Source organism: Mucilaginibacter sp. cycad4, assembly GCF_034263275.1.
Taxonomy (GTDB): Bacteria; Bacteroidota; Bacteroidia; order Sphingobacteriales; family Sphingobacteriaceae; genus Mucilaginibacter.
Genome location: NZ_CP139559.1, coordinates 418,571 through 441,689 on the forward strand (window position 1 = coordinate 418,571; position 23,119 = coordinate 441,689).

The 23,119-nt window shown below is 42.8% G+C and carries 21 protein-coding genes; 9 read left to right on the forward strand and 12 right to left on the reverse strand.

Annotated features, from left to right (window positions below):
• Positions 1 to 265: 265 nt before the first annotated feature.
• A complete protein-coding gene (locus tag SNE26_RS01850) occupies positions 266 to 1,585 on the forward strand; it encodes a flavin monoamine oxidase family protein (protein WP_373695596.1) in 1,320 nt (439 codons plus the stop codon).
• Positions 1,586 to 1,894: 309 nt separating this feature from the next.
• On the opposite strand, the gene SNE26_RS01855 is transcribed toward SNE26_RS01850, so the two are convergent.
• The 3 genes from SNE26_RS01855 to SNE26_RS01865 are packed head-to-tail and all read right to left on the reverse strand — an operon-like array spanning position 1,895 to position 4,312.
• The gene (locus SNE26_RS01855) at positions 1,895 to 2,122 is read right to left on the reverse strand and encodes a hypothetical protein (protein WP_321557683.1); all 228 of its coding nucleotides are present in this window, start codon (positions 2,120 to 2,122) and stop codon (positions 1,895 to 1,897) included.
• 35 nt (positions 2,123 to 2,157) lie between these two features.
• Complete coding sequence (locus tag SNE26_RS01860; protein ID WP_321557684.1) at positions 2,158 to 3,408, reverse strand: glycosyl hydrolase family 8; 1,251 nt, start codon at positions 3,406 to 3,408, stop codon at positions 2,158 to 2,160.
• Complete coding sequence (locus SNE26_RS01865) at positions 3,362 to 4,312, reverse strand: LysR family transcriptional regulator (RefSeq protein WP_321557685.1); 951 nt, start codon at positions 4,310 to 4,312, stop codon at positions 3,362 to 3,364. Before SNE26_RS01865 ends, SNE26_RS01860 begins: the two co-directional genes overlap by 47 nt.
• Positions 4,313 to 4,401: 89 nt before the next feature.
• On the opposite strand from SNE26_RS01865, the gene SNE26_RS01870 reads away from it, so the two are divergent.
• Genes SNE26_RS01870 through SNE26_RS01880 form a run of 3 tightly spaced genes read left to right on the forward strand, consistent with a single transcriptional unit; the run spans position 4,402 to position 10,189 of the window.
• Positions 4,402 to 5,805, forward strand: coding sequence for a TolC family protein (locus SNE26_RS01870; protein ID WP_373695589.1), 1,404 nt, complete (start codon positions 4,402 to 4,404; stop codon positions 5,803 to 5,805).
• An 18-nt stretch (positions 5,806 to 5,823) separates the two neighbouring features.
• Positions 5,824 to 9,069 (forward strand): efflux RND transporter permease subunit, encoded by a 3,246-nt coding sequence (locus tag SNE26_RS01875; RefSeq protein WP_321557686.1) that lies wholly within the window; start codon positions 5,824 to 5,826, stop codon positions 9,067 to 9,069.
• Positions 9,062 to 10,189: an efflux RND transporter periplasmic adaptor subunit gene (locus SNE26_RS01880; protein WP_321557687.1), complete on the forward strand. Its 1,128-nt coding sequence runs from the start codon at positions 9,062 to 9,064 to the stop codon at positions 10,187 to 10,189. The genes SNE26_RS01875 and SNE26_RS01880 overlap by 8 nt, the downstream gene beginning before the upstream one ends.
• Positions 10,190 to 10,696: 507 nt before the next feature.
• On the opposite strand, the gene SNE26_RS01885 is transcribed toward SNE26_RS01880, so the two are convergent.
• The 7 genes from SNE26_RS01885 to rpsA form a co-directional block, all read right to left on the reverse strand.
• Positions 10,697 to 12,127 (reverse strand): serine hydrolase domain-containing protein, encoded by a 1,431-nt coding sequence (locus tag SNE26_RS01885; protein WP_321557688.1) that lies wholly within the window; start codon positions 12,125 to 12,127, stop codon positions 10,697 to 10,699.
• A gap of 94 nt (positions 12,128 to 12,221) precedes the next feature.
• Positions 12,222 to 12,500, reverse strand: a complete 279-nt coding sequence (locus SNE26_RS01890; RefSeq protein ID WP_321557689.1) for a hypothetical protein — start codon at positions 12,498 to 12,500, stop codon at positions 12,222 to 12,224.
• A gap of 276 nt (positions 12,501 to 12,776) precedes the next feature.
• The gene (locus tag SNE26_RS01895; protein WP_091163068.1) at positions 12,777 to 13,709 is read right to left on the reverse strand and encodes an aspartate carbamoyltransferase catalytic subunit; all 933 of its coding nucleotides are present in this window, start codon (positions 13,707 to 13,709) and stop codon (positions 12,777 to 12,779) included.
• A gap of 71 nt (positions 13,710 to 13,780) precedes the next feature.
• Entirely contained in the window at positions 13,781 to 14,161 is a 381-nt protein-coding gene (locus tag SNE26_RS01900) for a four helix bundle protein (protein ID WP_321557690.1), read from the reverse strand.
• A gap of 67 nt (positions 14,162 to 14,228) precedes the next feature.
• Positions 14,229 to 14,768 carry a bifunctional pyr operon transcriptional regulator/uracil phosphoribosyltransferase PyrR gene (pyrR, locus tag SNE26_RS01905; RefSeq protein ID WP_321557691.1) on the reverse strand — a complete coding sequence of 180 codons (540 nt, stop codon included), beginning with the start codon at positions 14,766 to 14,768 and terminating at the stop codon, positions 14,229 to 14,231.
• Positions 14,769 to 14,858: 90 nt separating this feature from the next.
• Positions 14,859 to 15,251, reverse strand: a complete 393-nt coding sequence (locus SNE26_RS01910) for an ACT domain-containing protein (RefSeq protein ID WP_321557692.1) — start codon at positions 15,249 to 15,251, stop codon at positions 14,859 to 14,861.
• A gap of 169 nt (positions 15,252 to 15,420) precedes the next feature.
• Positions 15,421 to 17,388, reverse strand: coding sequence for a 30S ribosomal protein S1 (rpsA, locus tag SNE26_RS01915; RefSeq protein WP_321557693.1), 1,968 nt, complete (start codon positions 17,386 to 17,388; stop codon positions 15,421 to 15,423).
• A 229-nt stretch (positions 17,389 to 17,617) separates the two neighbouring features.
• Here rpsA and SNE26_RS01920 point away from each other — a divergent pair, with 229 nt between their 5' ends.
• Positions 17,618 to 17,908, forward strand: coding sequence for a hypothetical protein (locus tag SNE26_RS01920; protein WP_321557694.1), 291 nt, complete (start codon positions 17,618 to 17,620; stop codon positions 17,906 to 17,908).
• Between the two features lie 4 nt (positions 17,909 to 17,912).
• Here SNE26_RS01920 and SNE26_RS01925 read toward each other — a convergent pair whose 3' ends face one another.
• On the reverse strand, positions 17,913 to 18,587 hold the full coding sequence (locus SNE26_RS01925) for a hypothetical protein (protein WP_321557695.1): 675 nt from the start codon (positions 18,585 to 18,587) through the stop codon (positions 17,913 to 17,915).
• 161 nt (positions 18,588 to 18,748) lie between these two features.
• On the opposite strand from SNE26_RS01925, the gene tyrS reads away from it, so the two are divergent.
• From tyrS to SNE26_RS01940, 3 genes are all read left to right on the forward strand, one after another.
• Positions 18,749 to 20,032, forward strand: coding sequence for a tyrosine--tRNA ligase (gene tyrS, locus SNE26_RS01930; RefSeq protein WP_321557696.1), 1,284 nt, complete (start codon positions 18,749 to 18,751; stop codon positions 20,030 to 20,032).
• Positions 20,033 to 20,196: 164 nt separating this feature from the next.
• Positions 20,197 to 20,691 (forward strand): antitoxin Xre/MbcA/ParS toxin-binding domain-containing protein, encoded by a 495-nt coding sequence (locus tag SNE26_RS01935; RefSeq protein ID WP_321557697.1) that lies wholly within the window; start codon positions 20,197 to 20,199, stop codon positions 20,689 to 20,691.
• Positions 20,691 to 21,152 carry an RES family NAD+ phosphorylase gene (locus tag SNE26_RS01940; protein ID WP_321557698.1) on the forward strand — a complete coding sequence of 154 codons (462 nt, stop codon included), beginning with the start codon at positions 20,691 to 20,693 and terminating at the stop codon, positions 21,150 to 21,152. The genes SNE26_RS01935 and SNE26_RS01940 overlap by 1 nt, the downstream gene beginning before the upstream one ends.
• Positions 21,153 to 21,379: 227 nt before the next feature.
• Here SNE26_RS01940 and SNE26_RS01945 read toward each other — a convergent pair whose 3' ends face one another.
• Positions 21,380 to 22,240, reverse strand: a complete 861-nt coding sequence (locus SNE26_RS01945; protein ID WP_090466905.1) for an RNA polymerase sigma factor RpoD/SigA — start codon at positions 22,238 to 22,240, stop codon at positions 21,380 to 21,382.
• Between the two features lie 556 nt (positions 22,241 to 22,796).
• Here SNE26_RS01945 and SNE26_RS01950 point away from each other — a divergent pair.
• The gene (locus SNE26_RS01950) at positions 22,797 to 22,997 is read left to right on the forward strand and encodes a helix-turn-helix transcriptional regulator (RefSeq protein ID WP_321557699.1); all 201 of its coding nucleotides are present in this window, start codon (positions 22,797 to 22,799) and stop codon (positions 22,995 to 22,997) included.
• Positions 22,998 to 23,119: the final 122 nt, after the last annotated feature.

Consider the following 23,119-nt stretch of genomic DNA (forward strand, 5'->3'; position numbering starts at 1 on the left):
TAACAAATGTTATTTTGAACTTTTTTTGTCATTGCAACTGGCTGCGACTGGCGCAAGTATGTCGGGCTGCCTGGGGGTGAAGGCTACTTGTGCCTCTTCTTCTTGTCTTGTCCAATTGGCTGCAGAAGTCGAGGGCACAAGTAACCCACCCATAATCCCTTCGCTACATACTTGCGACAGTCGATAGACATCTGTGTTAAATTTTGTTTAAGAATTACTTGCTATACAGGTTCTGCTTTAAAAATCTGCTTATCTTGCTCAACGCATTTTACATATGGAAAATACAGATGTAATTATCATAGGCGGCGGGGCAGCAGGCTTAATGGCAGCCCGTACGCTTGCCAAAGCAGGTAAAAACATTGTGCTGCTTGAAGGACGTAACCGGCTTGGTGGCCGCATTCATACATTGGAACATGGTACCTCCCTCGAGCCCGCCGAATTGGGCGCCGAATTTATTCATGGCGATTTACCCATAACCCAAAGCCTGCTCAATGAAGCCGGTATTAAATATACCCCGGCCTCCGCCTCTATGTGGAAATATGATGACGGGAAGTTTATAGCCGAGGGGCATGTAATTGAACATTGGGACGAATTTTTGGAAAGTATCATGCAGCTGAAGCATGATATGAGCATTGAGGATTTCATGCAACAAGAGTTTTCGGGCGAAGAGTATGCCGGTCTCCGGGAGTCTGTGCGGGGATATGTGTCCGGTTATGACAATGCCGATCCAAAAAAAGCCAGCGCCTTTTCTATCCGTAAAGAGTGGCAAAATGAGCATGAGGATGCACAGTACCGTGTAGAAGGTGGTTATTGCACGTTGATCAGCTACCTGGCAAATGAGTTTAAACAGGCAGGCGGCCATATTTACCTTAATGCTGTTGCAAAAGATATTGACTGGGGGCAACATCATGTTACTGTAAGCACAGACATAGGGATCATCTATCAGGCCCGGCAACTGCTGGTTGCTGTACCACTGGGCATACTACAGGCTGAAGCCGGATTGAAAGGCACATTGAGTTTTGACCCGCCTGTTGATTATTACACCAAAGCCTTAAAATCACTTGGTTTTGGGGCTGTGATCAAAGTTTTATTGGAGTTTGATGAAGCATTTTGGTACAACGATGAAACCCGGCAAATGACCGGTGCCGATCTGGAAGATATGGGTTTCCTGTTTTCAAACGAAGCAATTCCGGTTTGGTGGACACAGATGCCTGTACATCGCCCGCTGCTTACCGGCTGGCTCGGTGGTCCGCCTGCAGCCGCACGTTTGAATACCAGCGACGAGGATGTTTTGATAGAAGCACTTGGCTCCATCTCCAATATTTTTAAGATCGATATCGCGAAGCTGAAAGAAAAACTCCTCACCTGGAATGTAATCAACTGGACAATCGATCCGTTCTCGCGCGGGTCATATAGTTATGATACCGTTGAAACCGCCGGGGCACGGAAAATATTAAGCCATCCTATTGGTGATACCCTTTTTTTCGCAGGTGAGTATCTGTATGAAGGAACGGCAATGGGAACTGTTGAGGCGGCGCTTACCAGTGGATTAAGAGCTGCGGAAATGTTATTAGGGTATGAGTAGGAGGGTGTTATTTTACTTTTAGTTTAGTTGGGTTCTGTCTGTTGTCCCAAAATGTAATAAGGTTAATTAATTTTTGATCTTCTGAAATTTGGTATATGAGTGAGACATTTTCATGTAATACAGCCTGCCTGATTAAGGTATCATCTTTATGCTGTTGAAATAGAAAAGGGTTATTGCTTATTTTAATGATTACGCCGTCAGTTCTGGAAATGAATGCATTAATTTCTTTTTCGGTCCATTTATATTCCAGATATTCAATTACTTCGAAATAAGTTGATTTGGCCTTGTCTGACCACAAAACCATGAAATTCACGCCTTGTAATTATATCTCGCTTTAATTTCCTGCATTACTACGTCATGTGGAGTTACCCTGCCCTGTTTTATATCTTCTAAGCCCTCGTTAATCGCCTGTTGTAATGCTTCTTCGTTTTTCAATACAGCAATAGCGTTCTGAAGTTTATCAACTTCATTAGCGTTCAAATCGGGTAATGAATTGATAATGTCTTCTACGGATAATTTTACTTGAACTGTAAGCATAATCAAATTTAATTAAATTATTCGTCTGTATCAATTTATTCCACCTTCCAACAATTTCCGCTCACTATGATCATATCCAGCATCTTGATGGTATTATCGTAATAATCGTAGTCCTTCAGTTTAAAGGCTACCAGGTAATCCCAAACTTTATTAAGCCATTGCTGGTTACTTTGATCAACCGTCGCTGATACAGCGAATGGCGCTATAAAACTCAGCGCTTCAAAGTATCTACCGTTAATGTCATTTCCTTCAAGCGTATACCCGGCCGAAATATTATCAGGGTTGCCATTGGTAGTTTGCCTGATCCATCTGTTTATTGGGGTTACAAAAGCTTTTGCGCGCTTATCGCCATATAATAAATAATCAGTAGCTATGCGCCATGGAACACGGCATGCATTGTAGTTATAATAACTATCATACTTTGATTCCATGTAGTTTGGCTGCGCAGGCCGGGCTTTGGCGTTTATACCTCTGATAAAATCAGGCACCAGGCCGGCGTCCGGGCTATAAGTTTTTTGCAGATAGTTAAATAAGCGGTAGTTGTTATCAATAGCTTTTTGCCATTTACCGGTTTTTGATGCCCCTTCAAATGCTTTGAAATTGGAAGGCATAAAATCAGATGAGCGCATGTCATAATAATCTTCGCTATCTCCGTCGCTGCCATCGCTTAATAAAACAGAAAACGTTTTCGGATTGATCTCATAATGCATAATTGCCGCCATGGCGTTCTTCCCTTCCTGCAGATAGTTGATATTGCCTTTGCTGCCCCATTGTTTATCGGCCAATAACAGGGAGTAGGCTATGTCCATATCGCCGTCGGTAGCTGTACTTCTGTCGAGGTTTTTACAGTTTTTTACCTGTGCCCAGGCCATTAAATAAGGTGATGTTTTAGCGGGATGAGCTTTGTAGTAATTGTATAAACCGTCATAAACGGTTTTGGCTTGTTTATCATATCCGGCCATCAGCGCGGTAATGATCATGCCGTAACCCTGCCCTTCGGATACACATTCCTTACCGGGTTTTTCGAACCAAACATAAAATTGGCCTTTATCGCAGCCCGGTTTTATGTACCGGTGTTTCCATTGATCATAAAAAGCGGTTACCTGTTTATCCAGTTGTTGCTGACTATGATGATTAGGTTTAATAGTACCGGCGGTATATCGGCAATGTTGCGGAAACGGCCTTAATGCAACCTGTGCATAAAGGCCGTTCAGCGTAAATATCAAAAATATCAGTGGGCTATATCGCACGTAGTTCGGGGTAAGCAGCAACCTCTTCCGCATCATTGCACAATAACTCGGTTTTGCAGAAATGGTTCTTGAGGCAGCTCAAAAAATTCTGAATTGCCGGGGTATCCTTACAGGTGGCGGCATACCATGTACGTTTTGCTATGCTATGGTGCAGTGGCTTTGTAACAATGTGTTTACCGGGCAGGTATGGCTTCACAATCCAATCGGCCATAACGCTAATTCCGAGGCCTGCATTTACCATCTCAATTGTGGCATCGGTATAGTGGATCCGGCTAAGGGTTTTGGGCTTCACATGCTGCTCCTGGATCAATGTTTCGATGACCGGGGTTTCCTGGTATGAGGGGTCATAAAGAGCGAGGATCAACTCCTGATCCTGGAAGTCGCAGATGTCAATAACAGCCTTTTTTGTCAGCGGGTGATCGACCGGTAAAATGCATATCAGGCGGTCTTCAAAAATAGGTTCATAAACGATTTGTGTATTCACCATTTGGGTGCGTACAATGCCCAAATCAAGGTCGCCGCGCATGAGGTATTCGAGTGGACGGCGGCTTGCATCCGAAACTATATTTATGTTAATATCAGGCCATTGGCTCTTGAAATCCTTAATTACGCCAGGCAACCAGTGGTATGCCGTATAGCATTGCATACTGATATTAAGCTTGCCTGTTTTACCATTTTTATAGTTGTTAATATCTTCTTCAAGGGTACGTATTTCGGCTAATATTTTTTCCGAACTTCGTAGAAAACGGTACCCTACTTCGGTTAGTTGTAGTTTCTTTCCCTGGCGATGGAATACGTCTATATCCAGTTCTTTTTCCAGTTCTTTTAACTGGTGGCTCAGGGCTGATTGAGTTAGGTGTAAAGCACTCGCTGCTTTGGTCAGCGATCCTTCTTTTGAAATGGTGTCAACTAACCTGAAATGATGTAATGCAATATTCATTATTAGTTTTGCTAATGATTTACACAAAATTAATTCATTTTTCTCATGAATCATATAGGTATACATTTGCAGTGTATAAAATACACCTCATGTTAAACACAAATTCAAAAAAATTACTCCTGTTTTTTTTGAGTGTTTCATATGTCTTACACGTACAAGCTCAGCAAAAAGTCCTTTCCATTAAGGATGCTGAACAAATGGCCCTTGCTAACTATGCTTCAATCAAGTCGAAGGCAAACCAGCTTAACGCCTCTAAGGCATACCTCAAAGAAACAAAAACGGAGTATCTGCCGGATGTAAACTTCTCCGCGCAGCAGGACTACGGAACAGTGAACGGCCAAAACGGACCATCTTATGGCTACCGTGGTTTATCGGTATCGTCATCCGGCCCGGCTTTGGCCAAACAGAACTGGAATGCCGCCTTTGGCGCACTTTATTTGACCAACGTTAGCTGGGACTTTTTCGCCTTCGGCAAATCGAAGCAAAGGATTGGCGTACAAAAAACAATCGTATCACGCGATGAAACTGATCTTGCACAGGAGCAATTTCAGCACCAGGTTCGCGTTGCAGCCACGTATTTAAACTTACTGGCAGCGCAGCAGCTTGCCAAAGCTCAGCAGGACAACCTCAACCGCGCTATGGAACTGCAAAAAGTTGTCGTTGCCCGGGTAAAGAACGGTTTAAATCCGGGTGTGGATTCATCACTGGCCAATGCCGAGGTATCTAACGCTAAAATCGCGCTTACCAATTCTCAGCAAACGGTACAGGATCAAAGCAACCAACTATCGATTTATTTAGGGATCCCGGCGCAGGAGTTTCAGTTGGATAGCGCTTTTATTACCAAACAGCCAAATAATTTGGAGGCTTTGAGCGCTGTTGCCGCTACTGATCACCCAACTTTGAAATTTTACCAAAACAGGGTAAACGTGAGCGATCAGCAGGCTAAGTACCTCCGCACTTTTGCATTGCCAACCTTTAGTTTGTTTGGTGTTTATCAGGGTAGAGGATCGGGCTTTAAGTCGGACTATGGCACTAACCAGGATAGTTACACGGGCAGTTATGGAGCAGGTGTTGACCCAACACGTTACAATTACCTGTTTGGCGTGGGCGTAATATGGAATTTTACAAGCGTTTTCAGGACCCACTACCAGGTACAATCGCAAAAATATACTTCAGAACAGCTGAAGAATGATTATGAGCTGATTGACAAACAACTGGAAGCACAGCGCGCATTGGCCGAAACACGCATAGGCAATGCCCTGAAAAATGTGAACGAAGTACCGGTTGAAGTTTCGGCCGCTAACAACGCTTACATTCAAAAATATACACTGTATAAAAACGGACTTTCAAATATAGTTGATTTTACACAGGCGCTTTATACCCTTAACCGGGCCGAGGTTGACAAATACATAGCCCTGAACAACGTATGGCAGGCATTGCTGTTCAAATCGGCAGCCACAGGCGATTTCGGGATCTTCATCAATAATTTTTAACAGTTACACACATATACAATGGGAATGATAAAAGGGGCGCTGCAAAAACCAATTACCATATTGGTTATAGTAGCCGGGCTGTTCTTCTTCGGTATAAATGCGGTACGGACTATCAAGATCGATATATTTCCCGATCTTAACCTGCCGGTTATATATGTATCGCACCCATACGGCGGTTTCACCCCAAACCAAATGGAGGCTTACTTCGGTAAGCAATATGTTAACCTGTTACTTTTTGTATCGGGCGTAAAAAGCATCGAAACAAAAAACATACAGGGCTTAACGTTAATTAAAGTTACTTTTTATGAGGGCACTAACATGGCCCAGGCCGCGGCGGAGGTCACGAGTTACACCAACCGGGCGCAGGCCGCGTTTCCGCAGGGGTCGCAGCCACCCTTCATTTTGCGCTTTGATGCTTCAACGCTGCCGGTTGGTCAGCTGGTGTTGAGCAGCGCCACCCGAAGCAATAACGAATTGCTGGATTATGCTCTGGTTTACGTACGTTCGTCATTTACCTCCATACCCGGCCTTGTCGCACCGGCGCCTTTTGGTGGTAACCAGCGTACCATATTGATTAAAGTCGACCCTAACCTGCTCCGCTCGCACAACTTAACGCCCGACCAGATCGTGGCTGCCCTGCGCGAGAATAACCAGAACACTCCGGCGGGTAACGTACGCATAGGCGATTATAATTACCTTGCACCTTCAAATACCACGATAAAGAAAATCCCGGATTTTGGAGATATCCCGCTTTATAAAAATGGGATTCAAACCGTATTTATGAAGGACGTAGCCACTATTGAAGATGGCGCCGATATCACCAACGGTTACGCGCTTATTAACGGTAAACGTTCGGTTTACCTGCCCATCACCAAATCGGCCACGGCTTCAACCTGGGAAGTAGTTCAGAACCTGAAAAAGGCTTTGCCAAAATTCCAGGCTTTACTGCCCGATGATGTGAAACTGTCGTTCGTGTTTGACCAATCGGTTTATGTAATTAACGCGGTAAAAAGTTTGGCCGAAGAAGGCGCGATAGGTGCGGTACTTACCGGGCTTATGGTATTGTTGTTTTTGGGTGATAAACGAGGGGCCCTTATTGTGATCCTTACTATCCCAACCTGTATCATATCGGCTATATTCTTCCTGTCGTTAGCGCATCAGACTATCAATATCATGACGCTGAGCGGGCTTTCGCTGGCGATAGGCATTTTGGTGGATGAATCGACGGTGACGATCGAGAATATTCACCAGCACTTTGACATGGGCAAACCAAAAGCTTTGGCTATTTGGGATGCCTGTAAGGAGATCGCGTTCCCTAAATTGCTAATCCTGTTTTGTATCCTGGCGGTGTTTGCACCTGCATTTACTATGAATGGGATCCCGGGCGCATTGTTCCTGCCGCTGGCATTGGCTATTGGTTTCTCCATGATAGTTTCTTACTTCCTGGCGCAAACCTTTGTACCTATCATGGCCAACTGGATCATGATAAACAAGCATGAAGACCACAGCCATAAAGATGGTTTTGCATTAGAGGATGAAGGTGAGCCATGGGAACAAAAAGAAAAAGCCATGAAGGCCGCTCTTGAACATACAGGCGGCGAGGTCACCCGCTTTGACAAATTCAGAGACAGTTTTATGCGCCTGATGGACCGCATGCTGCCTAACCGCAAGATACTGGTAACGGTTTATGTAGTAGCTGCATGTGGACTTGCTTTCCTGTTGTTCAATATCATTGGCCGCGACGTGTTGCCTAAAGTAAACTCAGGTACCTTCCAGGTACGTTTGCGGGCTGCTGATGGTACCCGTTTAGAGCGTACGGAACTGATAGCGGTTAAGGCCCAGCACATATTGGGCGATATTGTGGGTAAAAACCACATAGCTATAACTTCAACATTTGTTGGCTCGCACCCTTCATCATTCTCAACCAACCCGATCTACCTGTTCATGGCCGGCCCGCAGGAGTCTGTTATGCAGGTAAGCTTAACGGAGGATTATAAGGTTAACCTTGACGATCTGAAAGAAAAGTTCAGGCATGAGATGGCAAAACAGTTACCCAACGTTAAACTATCATTTGAGCCGATTGAATTGACTGATAAGATCCTGAGCCAGGGATCGCCAACTCCTATCGAAGTAGCCATCACCGGTAAGAACAAAAAGCAAAACGTTGATTACGCCTTTAAGGTTATCAATAAACTGAAAGATATCAAATACCTGCGCGATGTGCAGATAGGCCAGTCGTTCAATTATCCAACTATTGATATCAATATCGACAGGCAGCGGGCTGCGCAGCTTGGTGTTGGTTTAAATGATATTTCCCGGTCGCTGGTAGCATCAACTTCATCATCAAGGTTTACGGAAAAAAACAACTGGATTGATGAAAAATCAAACTTAAGCTACCTTGTGCAGGTTCAGGTGCCTGAGTACCAGATGGCCAGCTTAAATGATGTTAAGGAAATACCTGTGCTGGCAAACCAGGCCCGCCCGGTATTGGGTGATGTGGCTGATGTTAAAACAGGCACGACCTTTGGCGAAAACGATAACGTAGGCGCTGTGCCAACATTATCCGTAACAGCAAACATCAATAAAAAGGATTTGGGTACAGCAACCAATGATGTACAGAAAGCCATTGACGACCTGGGCAAACCGCCACGTGGTTTAACAGTTGAAATGCATGGCATGAGCCAAACCCTTACCGATACCCTGAACAGCCTGCAATCGGGCTTATTAGTAGCTGTATTGGTGATATTTTTGATGCTGGCGGCAAACTTCCAGTCGTTCAAAATGTCGATGGTGGTTTTATCAACTGTGCCGGCTGTATTGTTTGGCTCGTTGCTATTGGTTAAGATCACCGGCGCTACGCTTAACCTGCAGTCATACATGGGCATGATCATGTCGGTAGGGGTATCCATTTCAAACGCGGTGTTACTGATCACCAATGCCGAAGAGCTGCGCAAGCACAACGGCGACGCCTTGAAATCGGCCCGTGAAGCGGTGGCATTACGTCTGCGCCCCATATTGATGACCAGTTTGGCCATGATCGTGGGTATGGTACCGATGGCATCTGGTTTAGGCGAGGGTGGAGATCAGACATCGCCGCTTGGTCGTGCCGTTATCGGCGGACTTATCGCCTCCACCTTTGCCGCGCTGTTGATATTACCATTGGTTTTTGCCTGGGTACAAGGTAATGCCACCACTCAATCTGTATCATTAGACCCAGAAGATAAAGAAAGTAAATTTTATGTCCCTTTGCACCACCATGAATAAGCTAAAAAATAAATCAATACTGCTGCTTGCCGTTTTAGGGATGGCAATTGGCTCCATGAGCGCCTGCCACTCAGATGAGAAAGAAAAAAAGGAGCAGGAGGAACAGGAACAACAGCAGGATGCTGTTGAAACCCCAACTGTACAAATTGTGCCGGTAACTAAAGGCAGGTTAAGCAGCAACATCACCATACCGGGTGAACTGATCCCTTACCAACAGGTTGACCTGTATGCAAAAACTAACAGCTACGTTAAAAAGCTTTTGGTTGATATTGGTTCAGAGGTACACCAGGGCCAGCTATTAGCCGTGCTTGAAGCACCGGAAATTAACTCGCAATTAGCTGCAGCGCAATCACGCATTAAACAATTTGAAGCTGTTTATTTTGCCAGCAAAGCCACCTATGACAGACTGGTAAGCACCAGCAAAACCCCGGGTACTGTTTCGCAAAACGATTTGGAGCAAGCCGAAGCTAAAAAGAACGCCGACCAGGCTAACATTGACGCCGCGAAATCAGGCTTAAAAGAGGTATCGGCCAATTTGGCTTACCTGGAAATCCGCGCCCCGTTTGATGGGGTAATCACAAGCCGCAATGTAAACCTGGGTGCTTATGTTGGTCCGGGAGGTAAAAGCACCGATCCGTTGTTTACCATACAGGATCAGGGCCGTTTACGTTTAGTAGTTTCGGTACCCGAAATTTACACCGGTGCGCTAAGCAACAAAAGCGAGGTTAAATTTACAGTGAGGGCATTGCCAAGTGAAAAATTCACCGCACAGGTAAAACGTATAGCAGGTGCGCTTGACGAAAAACTACGCGCCGAACGCCTGGAGATGGATGTTTATAATAAAGACAAAAAGCTGCTTCCGCACATGTTTGCAGAAGTAAATGTACCGCTGCCTGCCGGCGACAGTACTTATGTAGTGCCTAAAACTGCTGTTGCTACTTCAACTGAGAAGGTTTTTGTTATAAAGGTTGTTGACCATAAAGCGGTTTGGGTTGACGTGAAAAAGGGCCTGAGCAATGGTGATAGCATCGAAATTTTCGGGAGCGATCTGAAGGCTGATGACAAACTGGTAAAAGTTGCATCTGACGAGATCAGGAACGGATCGACCTTGAAATATTAATGATTTGGAAATTGGTTGATTTGAAGATTGAAAATTTCTTCTTCAAAGTCAACAACCTGAATAGCGCGAAGGGAAAGGTGCTTGGAAGCTTAATAGGTTTTCAGGCACCTTTTTTATTTAGATGGATTTTTTAATTCCCCTCTTGAGACTATCGTGTGGACACATCTTTTTTATCTTATCATTGATAGAAAAAAATGTCATTTCGACGAACCCAAGGGTGGAATTGTGCGACAGAGGTGAGGAGAAATCTTCTACGCTCTGCTTTTTACAAGTATAGTTGTAAGGCCTGATGTAGAAGATTTCTCTTTCGCTCCACCACTCAACCCGCCGCTGCTCTATCTAAATGACAATTCTTTAAAGATGTGTCCACACGATAGCTCTTGAGAGGGGGCGCGGTGGAAACTGTTGTGGCTGGGGTGTGTCTCTGCTACAAGCTTGTCAAGGCAGAAACACACCCCTACACCTCTTGAGAGAGGAATCGCACAATCCCGCGCTTTATATTCTGTTTTATTTTCCTGTCGCCTGCAACTTCTTAATAATCCCCGTCCCCACTGCGTCCGTATTTTCAGCTGCATTGGATAACACGACCACCGCCAGCTTTTTATCTGCATTAAAAGCTAAAAAACTGCTGCTGCCATAGGTACCGCCGTTATGGAAAATATATTCAACGCCATCAACCAAAATGATATGCCAGCCGAGCGCTATTTTGGCATCCTTGCTGTAAGTAATTTGATGGGTTAGCTCAAAAGCCTTTGATAGCTTATCTGCGCCACCGCTCATGTTGACCTTTGCATATATCAGCAGGTCATTTACCGTTGAATGCAGGGCTCCGCAGGCGGCGAGGACGTCAAAATCCCAGGCAACCGTAGGGTCGCCATATTGACTATATACTTTGGCGAAGTGGGGTAGCTGTAACGTGCTTAAATGCTGAACAGTATTTTTTATGCCTAAAGGGGCACAAATCACCTCCTGTACCATTTGATCAAATGTTTTGCCGCTTACTTGCGATAATATCGTTCCTAATAAGCCAACTCCTAAATTGGAATATGCATACTGCTCGCCTGGCTTACTATTAAGCTTACAGGTTTTGAGGTAGCTATACAGCAATTTTTTGTTGTAACTTTTATAAGGATTAGCCGAGCTGGCCGAATCAAACTGAAGATTTTCGGGGATCCTTGCCAACCCTGATGTATGGTTGCTTAGGGTTTGGAGGGTTATAGCATTTAGCGTAGCATTGGTTTTTACAGAATCGGGCAGATATTTTGTAATGGGATCGGTTAGTTTTACTTTACCTTCGTTAGCGTAATAAGCCAGCAAGGTAGCTGTAAATGTTTTAGTGATTGAACCAATCTCGAATATGGTATTTGTGGTTGGCAATTGTTTATTGCCGCGGGCTGTTTCCCCATAGTTGTAAGTGATGAACTGGCCATCTTTAATAACCCCAATGCTAAGGCCTACCGTATTTGCTTTTTGAATATAGACGCGGGCTACGGAATCAACCTGTTTATCCATTATACTAAGCATTTTGTTGGATGTAGGTACCTGTGTGGTTTTATCTGCAGTAATATCTTTAAAAGGCTGAAACAGAAAAAGCTCTATCTGGTTACCGGCATCAAGGCTCATGAGCAATTGCAGCGTGACTGATTGAAACACCAGCTTGTAGGTACTTACCTTGTTATTAACAAAACTGATTACAGTTGAACCCTTGATGTCATTCAGTGGGAAAAGTTGTTGTTCTGTAAGGTGACGGAATTGTCCTTCGCTAACGGCATGCCTGAAGTTCGGCCCTGTGAGGGCATAAATGGAGTCGGCCTGTTTGGCATTGAAGAATTTTTTCACCAGCACAAATACCGAATCGGTCTTAAATTGCTGATGGCTTTGGGCAAAGGTTATGCCCGGGATGAATAAAAGTAAGATAAAACAGAATCTAAGTTTCATGAAAAGTAGTTCGAGTTATATTGAAAAGCACTTAGTCTTTAGTCACAAGTCTTAAGTTTGGAAAAAAATTGACTTACGACTAAATACTATTGACTTATATATCCTGGTAATCTTTGGCAAAATAATTATCGGCCAAAGGATCGGTTAAGCGCAGGAAACGTTTTTCGTTATATTTCCATTTCATGCGGAATATGATAACGGCAATACCTGCCCCGATCATATAATTGTAACCGATAAAAGCAAACATATCGCCAGGTTCGGCAAGTAAGGTATGCATATCCTTGCCTTTAAAAATTAACCAGGCAATGCTTGTAATAAGTGATATAGCCAATCCGAAAATAAAACCGCCATCAATGATGCAATAATTCCACATGCCGCGCCGGCGCGAATGCTCCCACTTTTTTACAAAATTGATATTTTCGATATCCTCTTCGGTGAGGCCTTTGGCCTTGAGCTTTTCGGCCTGGGTTAATTTATATTGATAACGATAATAACCCTGTATAAACGAGAAAGGGAAAATACCAGGAAGATGATATTGTCGTGATCATAAAGATACAATGCGACAATAACGGCAAGATAAACAAGTTCTCCTTTATAAGTATGTTTCAGATATGTTTTAAAATTGAATTTCATACCTGAAACATGCTCTTTATATGGTTGGTGTTTGTCCGGCCAGCAGGTAAAGCACAGCCATACGTACGGCTACACCGTTTTCCACCTGGTCGAGTATGATGGATTGCTTGCTGTCGGCTACATCGCTGGTGATCTCCACGCCGCGGTTGATAGGGCCGGGGTGCATTACGGTAATCTCCTTATCCAGCGAATCCAATATGGTTTTATTAAGACCGAAAAGCATAGTGTATTCCCTTAACGAAGGGAAATATTTTATATCCTGGCGCTCCAGTTGAATCCGGAGCATATTGGCAACATCGCACCAGTTAAGAGCTTTGATCAGGTTATGCTCGACCTTTACACCTAACGAGCCGATGTATTTAGGGATAAGTGTTGTAGGGCCGCAAACCATTACTTCGGCCCCCAGTTGTTTAAGGCAAAGAATATTGGAAAGCGCCACACGTGAGTGAAGGATATCGCCTACTATTACTACCTTTTTGCCAGCGACATCGCCGTACTTTTCGCGGATGGAAAAGGCATCAAGCAGGGCTTGGGTAGGGTGCTCATGTGCGCCGTCACCGGCGTTCACGATCTGCGCTTTTACATGTTTTGACAGGAAGATGCCAGCGCCGGCATATGGATGGCGCATTACCACCATATCAACCTTCATGGCCAGGATGTTGTTTACTGTATCAATCAGGGTTTCGCCTTTGCTTACTGATGATGACGAGGCCGCGAAGTTGATGACATCGGCCGATAGCCTTTTTTCGGCCAGCTCGAATGATAAACGGGTACGGGTTGAATTTTCAAAGAAAATATTGGCAATGGTAACATCCCGCAGCGACGGCACTTTCTTGATCGGCCGGTTTAAAACAGATTTAAAAGTATCGGCAGTTTCAAATATCAGCTCAATATCTGCCCGGTTCAAATCTTTTATACCCAATAAGTGTCGTGTGCTCAGTCCTGCCATGTTATTTTGATTTCGGATTTCGGATGTTCGATTTCGGATTTTTTATTTCTTGATTTTCGAATGCCGATTTTTTATTTTTTTATTTCTGATTTGCTTAATCGTTGTTTTTCTTTTGCTGTTTTGCCTATTGCTGTGAATATAGCAGTAAGTTCATTCGCTTCTTTTTTAAGCAGAGGTAAGATTGTTGAACTTATGAGTCCTGATTCTTCCATTAATTCTAACCAGTAAACTGATTCATCGGCTTCCTCCTCAACTATTATAATTTTATTTATAAAATCGGCCGTTGATTTTCCTCTGCATGCCGATCTGTAATTTGCACCTATTGAGGTGGAACTTCTTAGTAACTGATGTGATAATATATCAAGTGAACGCTTTCGCGGAAGCTCCTCGACAAACTTGATAACGTCTATTGAGAACTTCTTTGTTCGCTGTTTTAATTCTACTTTATCCATTATTAGATTATCAAATCGAAAAATTCTAAATCAAATAAATCCGAAATCGAACGTCCGAAATCCGAAATCATTCTGAAACAAGAACGATCTTGTCCTCGCCGTCTGTATCTTTCCAGCTTACTACCACTTTTTGCGATGCTATAGAATCAACCTCGATGCCCACATAGTCGGCCGAAACCGGGATATGGCGCGAGTAGCGGCGGTCTACCAACGCTAAAAGTTCCACCTTTTCCGGGCGACCAAAGGCCTGCATCGCATCCATGGCGGCACGGATAGTGCGGCCCGTCCATAACACGTCGTCCATCATGATCACTTTTTTGCCTTCAATAATAAAATCTATTTTGGTTTGATTAGGTACCAGCTGTGACTCACGGCGACGGAAATCGTCGCGGTAAAAAGTGATGTCAAGGTCGCCTTGCAGTATGTTTTTATCAGGAAGGATCTTTCTTAATTCTTCGGCAACACGTTTAGCCAAATAAATGCCGCGCGGCTGAATACCAATTAATACTGTATTTGAAAAATCGTTATGATTTTCAATTAACTGGCGACATAAACGTTGTATGGTGATTTGAAACTTTTGTCCGTCGAGCAGTGTTAGATTTTGCATCGTATGGGTGGATTTGGGCAAAAGTAATAATTTGTTTTGAAAAGCCCCCTTTAAATCTCCCCCGGGAGGGGAGACTTTTTTTACCTGCTATTATTCAGATAGCTTTTTCAAAGCTGCCATCGCTCTTTCCGCATCCTTCTTAGCCACAAAAATATGATCATGATAATAGGCCGCTACCACATTGCAGCTGATGTTTTCTTTTGCCAACGCGGTTGCAAAAGCAGCAGTAAGTCTGGTTGCCTCCAATGACGAATGAATAGTCAAAGTGATCCAGGCGGCAACGTAGTTATATTCGAGGTTTAGCTTATCGGCCGCTTCTTTTTTGAGAATGAGGGTGGTGGCTTCTTCCTCTTTAAAAAAGGCTATGACGTCGCAGGAGTTGATATTGTTTAATGATGTTGTTGTACTATAAACATAATCACCATCATTAAGCATTGGTGTCATGTTTTTTAAGAGCGTGTTGAGGTTGGTTTCTCCGATCATATGACAAATGTAAATCAAAAACAAGTCATTGCGAGGCACGAAGCAGTCGCACGGAAGCATAGCCGCCCTGTATAGCATGCGATTGCTTCGTACCTCGCTCAGAAAAGTTTTTCCAATAAAAAAGCCCCTCCGGAAACCGGAGGGGCTTGTATAAAGTGCTAAGCTAAAATTATGCTTCTTCTTCAGAGCTGTTAGCAGCAGGTGCAGCCTTGCGGGCTTTGTTTTCAGCACCTTCCATTTGCTCTTTTAACTGAGCTAATACGCTAAGATCGCCTAAAGTTGATTTTTCAACAGAATCTTTCACTTTTTTCACCGCGTTAGTAGCAGCTTTTGCTTCTTTTTTACGGTTTTCAAATTCCTGTACGCGGGCATCAGCGCGGGCTTCTTCCCAGATACGTGAGTGTGAAATAACGATACGTTTGTTTTCTTTGTTAAATTCAATGATTTTGAATTCAGAAGCTTCTTCAGCTTTCAGGCTCTTGCCGTCTTCTTTAACCAGGTGTTTGGTTGGCGCAAAGCCTTCAACACCGTAAGGTAAAGCTACGATAGCACCTTTGTCGGTTACTTTAATAACGGTACCTTCATGGATCGAGTCGATAGTGAAGATAGTTTCAAAAGTATCCCAAGGGTTTTCTTCAAGCTGTTTGTGGCCTAAGCTCAATTTGCGGTTTTCAACATCAAGTTCAAGTACAACCACGTTTAGTTTTTCACCAACTTTAGTGAATTCGTTAGGGTGGTTAACTTTTTTAGACCAAGAAAGGTCAGAGATGTGGATCAAGCCATCGATGCCGTCTTCCAGTTCAACAAACACACCAAAGTTGGTCATGTTTTTAACTGTAGCTACGTGCTGAGTACCAACTGCGTACCTTTCAGCAGCGTTTTGCCATGGATCTGGAGTTAATTGTTTAACACCTAATGACATTTTACGCTCTTCGCGATCTAAAGTCAATACTTGAGCTTCGATCTCGTCACCAACTTTCAGGAATTCCTGAGGGTTGCGCAGGTTTTGTGACCATGACATTTCTGATACGTGGATCAAACCTTCAACACCAGGGATGATTTCAAGGAATGCACCGTAATCAGCAACGGTAACGATTTTACCTTTAACTTTTGAACCAACCTGAATTTCTTCAGAAAGGCTTTGCCAAGGGTGAGGGGTTAATTGTTTCAAGCCAAGAGCAATACGTTTTTTCTCGTCATCAAAGTCAAGAACAACAACGTTGATCTTTTGATCCAATGCCAAAATTTCACGTGGGTGCTCAATACGGCCCCATGAAATATCTGTAATGTGCAGTAAGCCGTCAACACCACCAAGGTCAATGAATACACCAAAGTCGGTAATGTTTTTAACGGTACCTTCCAATACCTGACCTTTTTCAAGGCGTGCAACAATTTCTGTTTTTTGATTTTCCAGATCGTCTTCGATAAGCACTTTATGTGATACCACAACGTTCTTGAATTCGTGGTTGATTTTAACAACTTTGAATTCCATAGTTTTACCTACGTACACATCGTAATCCCTGATAGGTTTGATATCGATCTGTGAGCCAGGTAAGAAGGCTTCAACGCCCATAATGTCAACAATTAAACCACCTTTAGTACGGCTCTTTACAAAACCGGTGATGATCTCATCATTATCAAGGGCTGAATTAATGCGTTCCCATGATTTTTGAGTTTTTGCGCGTTTGCGTGAAAGTACTAACTGACCGTTAGCATCTTCCTGCGACTCAACAAAAACGTCAACTTTGTCACCGATTTTAAGATCTGGTGTGTCACGGAATTCTGATACTGATACTAAACCGTCTGATTTGAAACCTACGTTAAGTACAACATCTTTGTTGTTAACGTTAACAACAGTACCGGTGATGATTTCGCCTTTGGTGATAGAGCTGAAAGTTCCATCATACAATTTCTCAAATTTCTCACGGTCGTCATCGCTGTAGTTACCAAATTTTTTGTCGTCAGCATCCCAGTCGAAATCTTCGCTTGGTGTAGCCGCGATTTTTGATTTGATCTCTTCAATTGATATTGAATCAGCTTCTGATTCAATAGTTTCTTTTTCGCCAGCCGCTTTAACTGTACCCAGTTCAGCTTCTTTCGCTTTTAATTCTTTTTCTGCTTCTTGTTTTTTTGCCATTAAATAATTTTTCTCCTTTTCCCAATTTGTTAATTGGGACTGCAAAGGTACGGATATATTTTATTGAAAAAAGAAATTTTTTAATGTTAATTCCTTATATTTTAGGAGTTTTTATATGTTTTTGGCGCTGATTAAGGGAGGGTAAATTAAAGTTGGTATAAATTTTACCCAGAATGAATGATTTGATAACAGCGCCAAGGTTATGATGCGGACTACGAATTGATAAGTTATGACTAAATATTTGCAAAGGGCATGGTCGGATAGTGAGGATGATATCAGTATGGATAATGTACTAATGGCTATTGCCGAAACACAGGATATGGATGATGAGCATGGTGCTTTTTGGGTTGGAACAGAAGAGGAAGAATGTATTTTGGAAACAGATAAATCATTAAAAATGATCTGTGTTATAGATGGTAAGCAATTGTATTATCAGGCGAAAAGTTGGGATGAGGTAATAAAACTTTATGAGTTGCTTTTGAATGAAGATTTTGGCAGTTTGGAAAATGCTATCAAGTAAGCTTTTATAGCAGGTTCCTCAATTTGCTGTCTATCTCTTCAAAAATCGACATGAAATCGCCAAGCATCTCTTCACGGTAACCATCAAGAATATCGTTCATCAACGCTTCCTGTTCTGGAGTGAAAGGGTTTTGCCAAACCCGCATGCAGATCCGTTTAAGTGCGTAGGCTATCTGGTGCGTTTCGGCATAAGTATGCAGGTACTGGCTTTTTTTAAAACCTTCATAAAATTTAAAAAAAACGTCGCTATTCTTTAACCCTGCAAAAGTCAGGAACTCCCTTATTTTATCTTCACGGCAGCCGCTTAAATGATCGTAAAATTCGTTAACACTTATTTTACCTGTGGTGAGCAGCAGGTTATCGATGATAAGCTCCAATGCGATGTGGCCTAAAAAGAATGGTTTAACCGGCGATCCCTGCAGGGCCGGGGCCAGCAGCTTTTTAAGCTCGTGCGAACGGGTGGTGAAAAAATCAGATGAATGAAAATACCTGTCAACATCAAGGTGTTTGTTCCATCCAGCTATAATAGAATTAACCTCGCTATCAGTGTGATGTAGCTTTTCGGGGTGAAGAATGATTGTTTTATCGGCATTTTTCAACAGGTCGGGCAGTACCGTTCCCAGCACGAGGTAACAGTTTGTAGTATGCCTGTCGAAATAAAAATGAGATAAAAAATTCATAGCCCTTGCTTTGCAAAATACCCGGTTTTGCTCAAGATACAAAATATAAGTAATTATTTGAAACAGATTTTACCTGTAGTTAACCTGTATCAAGTTGACAAAGGCTCGCTACCCAGCCAATTATTCTGTTATATTTGCACCTTTTTGAAACAGAACTTGATATGAACTTTGTTGAAGAATTACGCTGGCGCGGCATGCTGCATACCGAAATGCCCGGAACCGAGGATATGTTAAATAAAGGTATGGCTTCGGGGTATATCGGCTTTGATCCAACTGCCGATTCATTGCACGTTGGTCACCTTACCCAGATCATGACCCTGATCCACTTTCAGCGCGCAGGCCATAAACCTTATGCTTTGGTTGGCGGTGCTACCGGTATGGTGGGTGACCCCTCGGGCAAGTCGGCCGAGCGTAATTTGTTATCAGAGGATGTGCTGCAGCATAACCTGGAGGCGGTAAAAAAACAGCTTACCCGTTTCCTGGATTTTAACACCGGAGCCAACAGTGCCGAAATGGTGAACAATTACGACTGGTTCAAAAATTTTACTTTTCTTGATTTTATCCGCGATGTGGGCAAACACATTACGGTAAATTATATGATGGCCAAGGATTCGGTAAAGAAACGATTGGAAGGTGATACCGGCATGTCATTCACCGAGTTTACTTACCAATTGGTACAGGGCTACGATTTTTACTACTTGTGGAAACACCATAACTGCTCATTGCAAATGGGCGGCAGCGATCAGTGGGGCAACATTGTTACCGGTACTGAGCTGATCCGTCGTAAAGACAGCGGGGAGGCTTTTGCCCTAACTACTAACCTGATAAAAAAAGCCGACGGCACCAAGTTTGGAAAAACCGAAAGCGGAGCAGTTTGGCTTGATGCCGAGCGTACTTCGCCTTATCAGTTTTACCAGTTTTGGTTAAATACTACAGATGTTGACGCTAAATCATACATCCGCATTTTTACTTTGCTTGATCGTGAAGTTATTGAAGCAATGGAGGTTGAGCATGATGCCGCACCACACACGCGTGTATTGCAAAAAGCATTGGCTAAGGATATCACCATCCGTGTGCATGGCGAAGCTGAGTACGAAAAGGCTATCAAATCATCTGAGTTTTTATTTGGGAATATCGGGATTGAGTTTTTAAATGAGCTTAATGATGCGGAAGTGTTAGACTTATTTGCCGGCGTACCTAATTATAATATAGCATTAAGTGAACTGGAGCAGGGCATTAATGCTGCTGATCTCTTAGCTGCTAAAACCTCCGTTTTTGCCTCAAAAGGAGAGGCTAAAAAGATGATACAAGGTGGAGGTGTAGCTATCAATAAAGTTAAGATAGGTACTGCTGATGATGTATATAATAATAATGCACTAATTGGCGGTAAATTTATTGTAGCACAAAAAGGTAAAAAGAACTATTTTTTGATAGTTGCAGAATAAATTAAGTTATTATTTCATTAGCCTTTGGCGTCATTAAGCCATTAGCATTGCAATGACTTAATGAACAATGACCTAATGACACAAGAAGCGATAGGCTAAAATCTATCGCTTTTTTTGTTGGTTTATATTTGTAAATGCGACAAATGGTAATTATATTTGTACATATGTCATATAAATCAAAGCCGGATACTAAAAACGAGGTTAATGAACCCATGGCAGCTTATGTTGTTCAGGGAGCTATGCCTTCGTTTTATAGCTTATTGAATGGCTCAAAACAGGTAAAAGCATCTTCTGATTTTGATATCATCAGCCTGGCGCGTAAAGGGTTTGCTAAAGGTGCTTTACTTTCATTCGCTAAAAAAATCTCTCTTAATATCCAGGAGCTTGCCAATATACTGCATATCTCCGAGCGTACCTTGCAGCGCTACGAAGATGATGCCATCATCAAAACCGAATATGCCGAAAAGGCTATTGAGCTTGCACGGCTTTATACCCGTGGCGAGGAGGTTTTTGAATCGATGGATAAATTCAAGATCTGGATCAAAACACCCTCGGTGGTTTTCAGGGGCGAGGCTCCGGTAACCATTTTAGATACGTCTGCCGGTTTTGATATGGTTTTTAAAGAACTTGGCCGTATCGAGCACGGTATTTTTGCCTGATGATCCTTTATCGTATTACTAAATGTAACTACGCCGCCGACCTGAGCGGCACCGGGGCGCGATTGTATGGCGGACGATGGAACAGCGAGGGGAAGCCGATGCTTTATCTTGCTTCATCCAGATCGTTAGCGGTGCTGGAGGTGCTGGTACATTTGGATCCGCTGGTAATTCCGGGTAATTATTGCCTAACCGAAATTGAAGTGCCGGATAGTGAAATAATCACTGTGGAGGCTGAGCAATTACCTGAAGACTGGCGTGATATATCCGGCCCGGTGATTTTGCGCCAACTTGGCGACACTTTCCTTAAAAAGCAGGAGTATTTATTAATGAAAGTACCCTCATCAATTGTCCCTGCCGAATATAATTACCTGCTCAATCCCTTGCATCCCGATGCATTTGATGTAAAGCTTTTAAAAAGAGAACCTTTTAGTTTTGACAGGCGGCTTATTATTAGTCATTAAGTCATTTTGATAAATCGTCATTAAGTCATCGGGGGGGGGGCGGTTATTGCATAGCAGCTAACCAAATAAACCAACAAAAAAGAGGCAGTCTCAAAAGCAAAATCGAGCCCTTGAGAATCGTCTATACGAAAACTTACTCCACCACCTACCCGAATAAATTAAAGAAAAAGAGGCTGTTCTCTGACTTTTGAGACAGCCTCTTTTAATATCTCCTTTAGATTTTTTGATTAACCTAAGTATGATTTCAGTATCTTGCTTCTTGAGGTATGGCGCAGGCGCTGCAGTGCCTTATCTTTGATCTGGCGTACCCGTTCGCGGGTTAGGTTGAATTTCTCGCCAATTTCCTCTAATGAAAGCGGGTGGTTAGTTCCTAATCCAAAGAACAATACAATGATTTCGCGCTCGCGTTCAGTTAAGGTCGACAGTGAACGTTTGATCTCTTCAGATAATGATTCATTGATCAGGATCGAATCGGTGTTTGGTTCCTGGTTTTCCAGTACATCAAGCAATGTATTCTCTTCGCCCTGTACAAACGGTGCATCCATTGATACATGGCGGCCCGAGTTACTTAGTGTGTCGGAGATCTTATCAACAGTGGTCTCCAATATATCAGCAAGTTCTTCGGGCGATGGTTCGCGCTCGTACTCCTGTTCAAGCTTTGAAAAAGCTTTGCTGATCTTACTTAAGGAACCTACCTGGTTGAGCGGTAAACGCACAATACGCGATTGCTCGGCAATGGCCTGCAATATCGACTGGCGGATCCACCATACAGCATAGGATATAAATTTAAAGCCTTTGGTTTCATCAAAACGCTTAGCGGCTTTAATCAGGCCGAGGTTGCCCTCGTTGATTAAATCGCCCAGTGTGAGGCCCTGGTTTTGGTATTGTTTAGCAACAGATACAACAAAGCGAAGGTTAGTTTTGGTTAAACGCTCCAATGCCGCCTGGTCGCCCTCGCGGATCTTTTGGGCTAAAATTACTTCTTCTTCGGCGGTTATCAGGTCTACCTTACCAATCTCGTGCAGATATTTATCAAGCGATTGCGATTCGCGATTGGTAATGGATTGCGTTATTTTGAGTTGTCTCATCTATTTAATAAACCTCTCTATTCGTTATATTCTGAATAGAACGTGCAAAGCTAATATTTTGTTTCTAAAATAAAACATATAAATCAGAAATAGCAATACCAGTGTCAAATTTTATATTTTAATTTTTTACTTTACGAATTGCAGATAAAATTTATCGTAAAACGATGAATTTGTTTTGTTATTTAATAAATATTGTTTTTGTTTGAAATGGATTTAATATCATAGTGTAATGAAAAAGGTACGTACCGTTTAAAGGCTTGTTTAAATAGTATTTGATTTGTTTATCTTTCAATATATGGCTGCCGACGTACAGCAGGGTTTTAAGATATGATACGTGATGGAATAGAGACAACAGATGGCACTAAAAGATGCGGACCAATATTACAGGGCGCTATCGGGGAAGTGTCATTTCGCAAAAATAAGGGCCGAATGAAAATAGCTAAAAGATATAATTATAAATAGAGATATTGAGATTAATAATGATAATATCTGCTGTGTGGCTATTGAAGTAATTGAAATTGGGTTTATACTTATTATTAACTGTAATATCTAAGTTATGGGCATAATTATTAATTTGGATGTAATGATGGCAAAGCGCAAAATGTCATTAAATGAGCTGAGCGACAGGGTAGGGATCACCATATCAAACCTTTCCATCCTGAAAACCGGAAAAGCAAAAGCCATCCGTTTTGAAACCCTCGAAGCAATATGTAAGGCCCTTGATTGCCAGCCGGGGGATATTTTGGAATGCAGGTGAAAGGTGAAAGGTGAAAGGTGAAAGGTGAAAGGTGAAAGGTGAAAGGTGAAAGGGATTATGTTAAATAGAGGGTTTATCTCAAATCTCACGTCCATATCTCAAATCTGTCGTCCGCGGGCCCG

Coding starts and splice junctions, on each gene's coding strand:
- SNE26_RS01855 (WP_321557683.1), bottom strand. CDS start 2,122: ATGCTTACAGTTCAAGTAAAATTATCCGTAGAAGACATTATCAATTCA.
- SNE26_RS01860 (WP_321557684.1), bottom strand. CDS start 3,408: ATGATGCGGAAGAGGTTGCTGCTTACCCCGAACTACGTGCGATATAGC.
- SNE26_RS01865 (WP_321557685.1), bottom strand. CDS start 4,312: ATGAATATTGCATTACATCATTTCAGGTTAGTTGACACCATTTCAAAA.
- SNE26_RS01870 (WP_373695589.1), top strand. CDS start 4,402: ATGTTAAACACAAATTCAAAAAAATTACTCCTGTTTTTTTTGAGTGTT.
- SNE26_RS01875 (WP_321557686.1), top strand. CDS start 5,824: ATGGGAATGATAAAAGGGGCGCTGCAAAAACCAATTACCATATTGGTT.
- SNE26_RS01880 (WP_321557687.1), top strand. CDS start 9,062: ATGAATAAGCTAAAAAATAAATCAATACTGCTGCTTGCCGTTTTAGGG.
- SNE26_RS01885 (WP_321557688.1), bottom strand. CDS start 12,127: ATGAAACTTAGATTCTGTTTTATCTTACTTTTATTCATCCCGGGCATA.
- SNE26_RS01890 (WP_321557689.1), bottom strand. CDS start 12,500: ATGTGGAATTATTGCATCATTGATGGCGGTTTTATTTTCGGATTGGCT.
- SNE26_RS01895 (WP_091163068.1), bottom strand. CDS start 13,709: ATGGCAGGACTGAGCACACGACACTTATTGGGTATAAAAGATTTGAAC.
- SNE26_RS01900 (WP_321557690.1), bottom strand. CDS start 14,161: ATGGATAAAGTAGAATTAAAACAGCGAACAAAGAAGTTCTCAATAGAC.
- pyrR (WP_321557691.1), bottom strand. CDS start 14,768: ATGCAAAATCTAACACTGCTCGACGGACAAAAGTTTCAAATCACCATA.
- SNE26_RS01910 (WP_321557692.1), bottom strand. CDS start 15,251: ATGATCGGAGAAACCAACCTCAACACGCTCTTAAAAAACATGACACCA.
- rpsA (WP_321557693.1), bottom strand. CDS start 17,388: ATGGCAAAAAAACAAGAAGCAGAAAAAGAATTAAAAGCGAAAGAAGCT.
- SNE26_RS01920 (WP_321557694.1), top strand. CDS start 17,618: ATGACTAAATATTTGCAAAGGGCATGGTCGGATAGTGAGGATGATATC.
- SNE26_RS01925 (WP_321557695.1), bottom strand. CDS start 18,587: ATGAATTTTTTATCTCATTTTTATTTCGACAGGCATACTACAAACTGT.
- tyrS (WP_321557696.1), top strand. CDS start 18,749: ATGAACTTTGTTGAAGAATTACGCTGGCGCGGCATGCTGCATACCGAA.
- SNE26_RS01935 (WP_321557697.1), top strand. CDS start 20,197: ATGTCATATAAATCAAAGCCGGATACTAAAAACGAGGTTAATGAACCC.
- SNE26_RS01940 (WP_321557698.1), top strand. CDS start 20,691: ATGATCCTTTATCGTATTACTAAATGTAACTACGCCGCCGACCTGAGC.
- SNE26_RS01945 (WP_090466905.1), bottom strand. CDS start 22,240: ATGAGACAACTCAAAATAACGCAATCCATTACCAATCGCGAATCGCAA.
- SNE26_RS01950 (WP_321557699.1), top strand. CDS start 22,797: ATGGGCATAATTATTAATTTGGATGTAATGATGGCAAAGCGCAAAATG.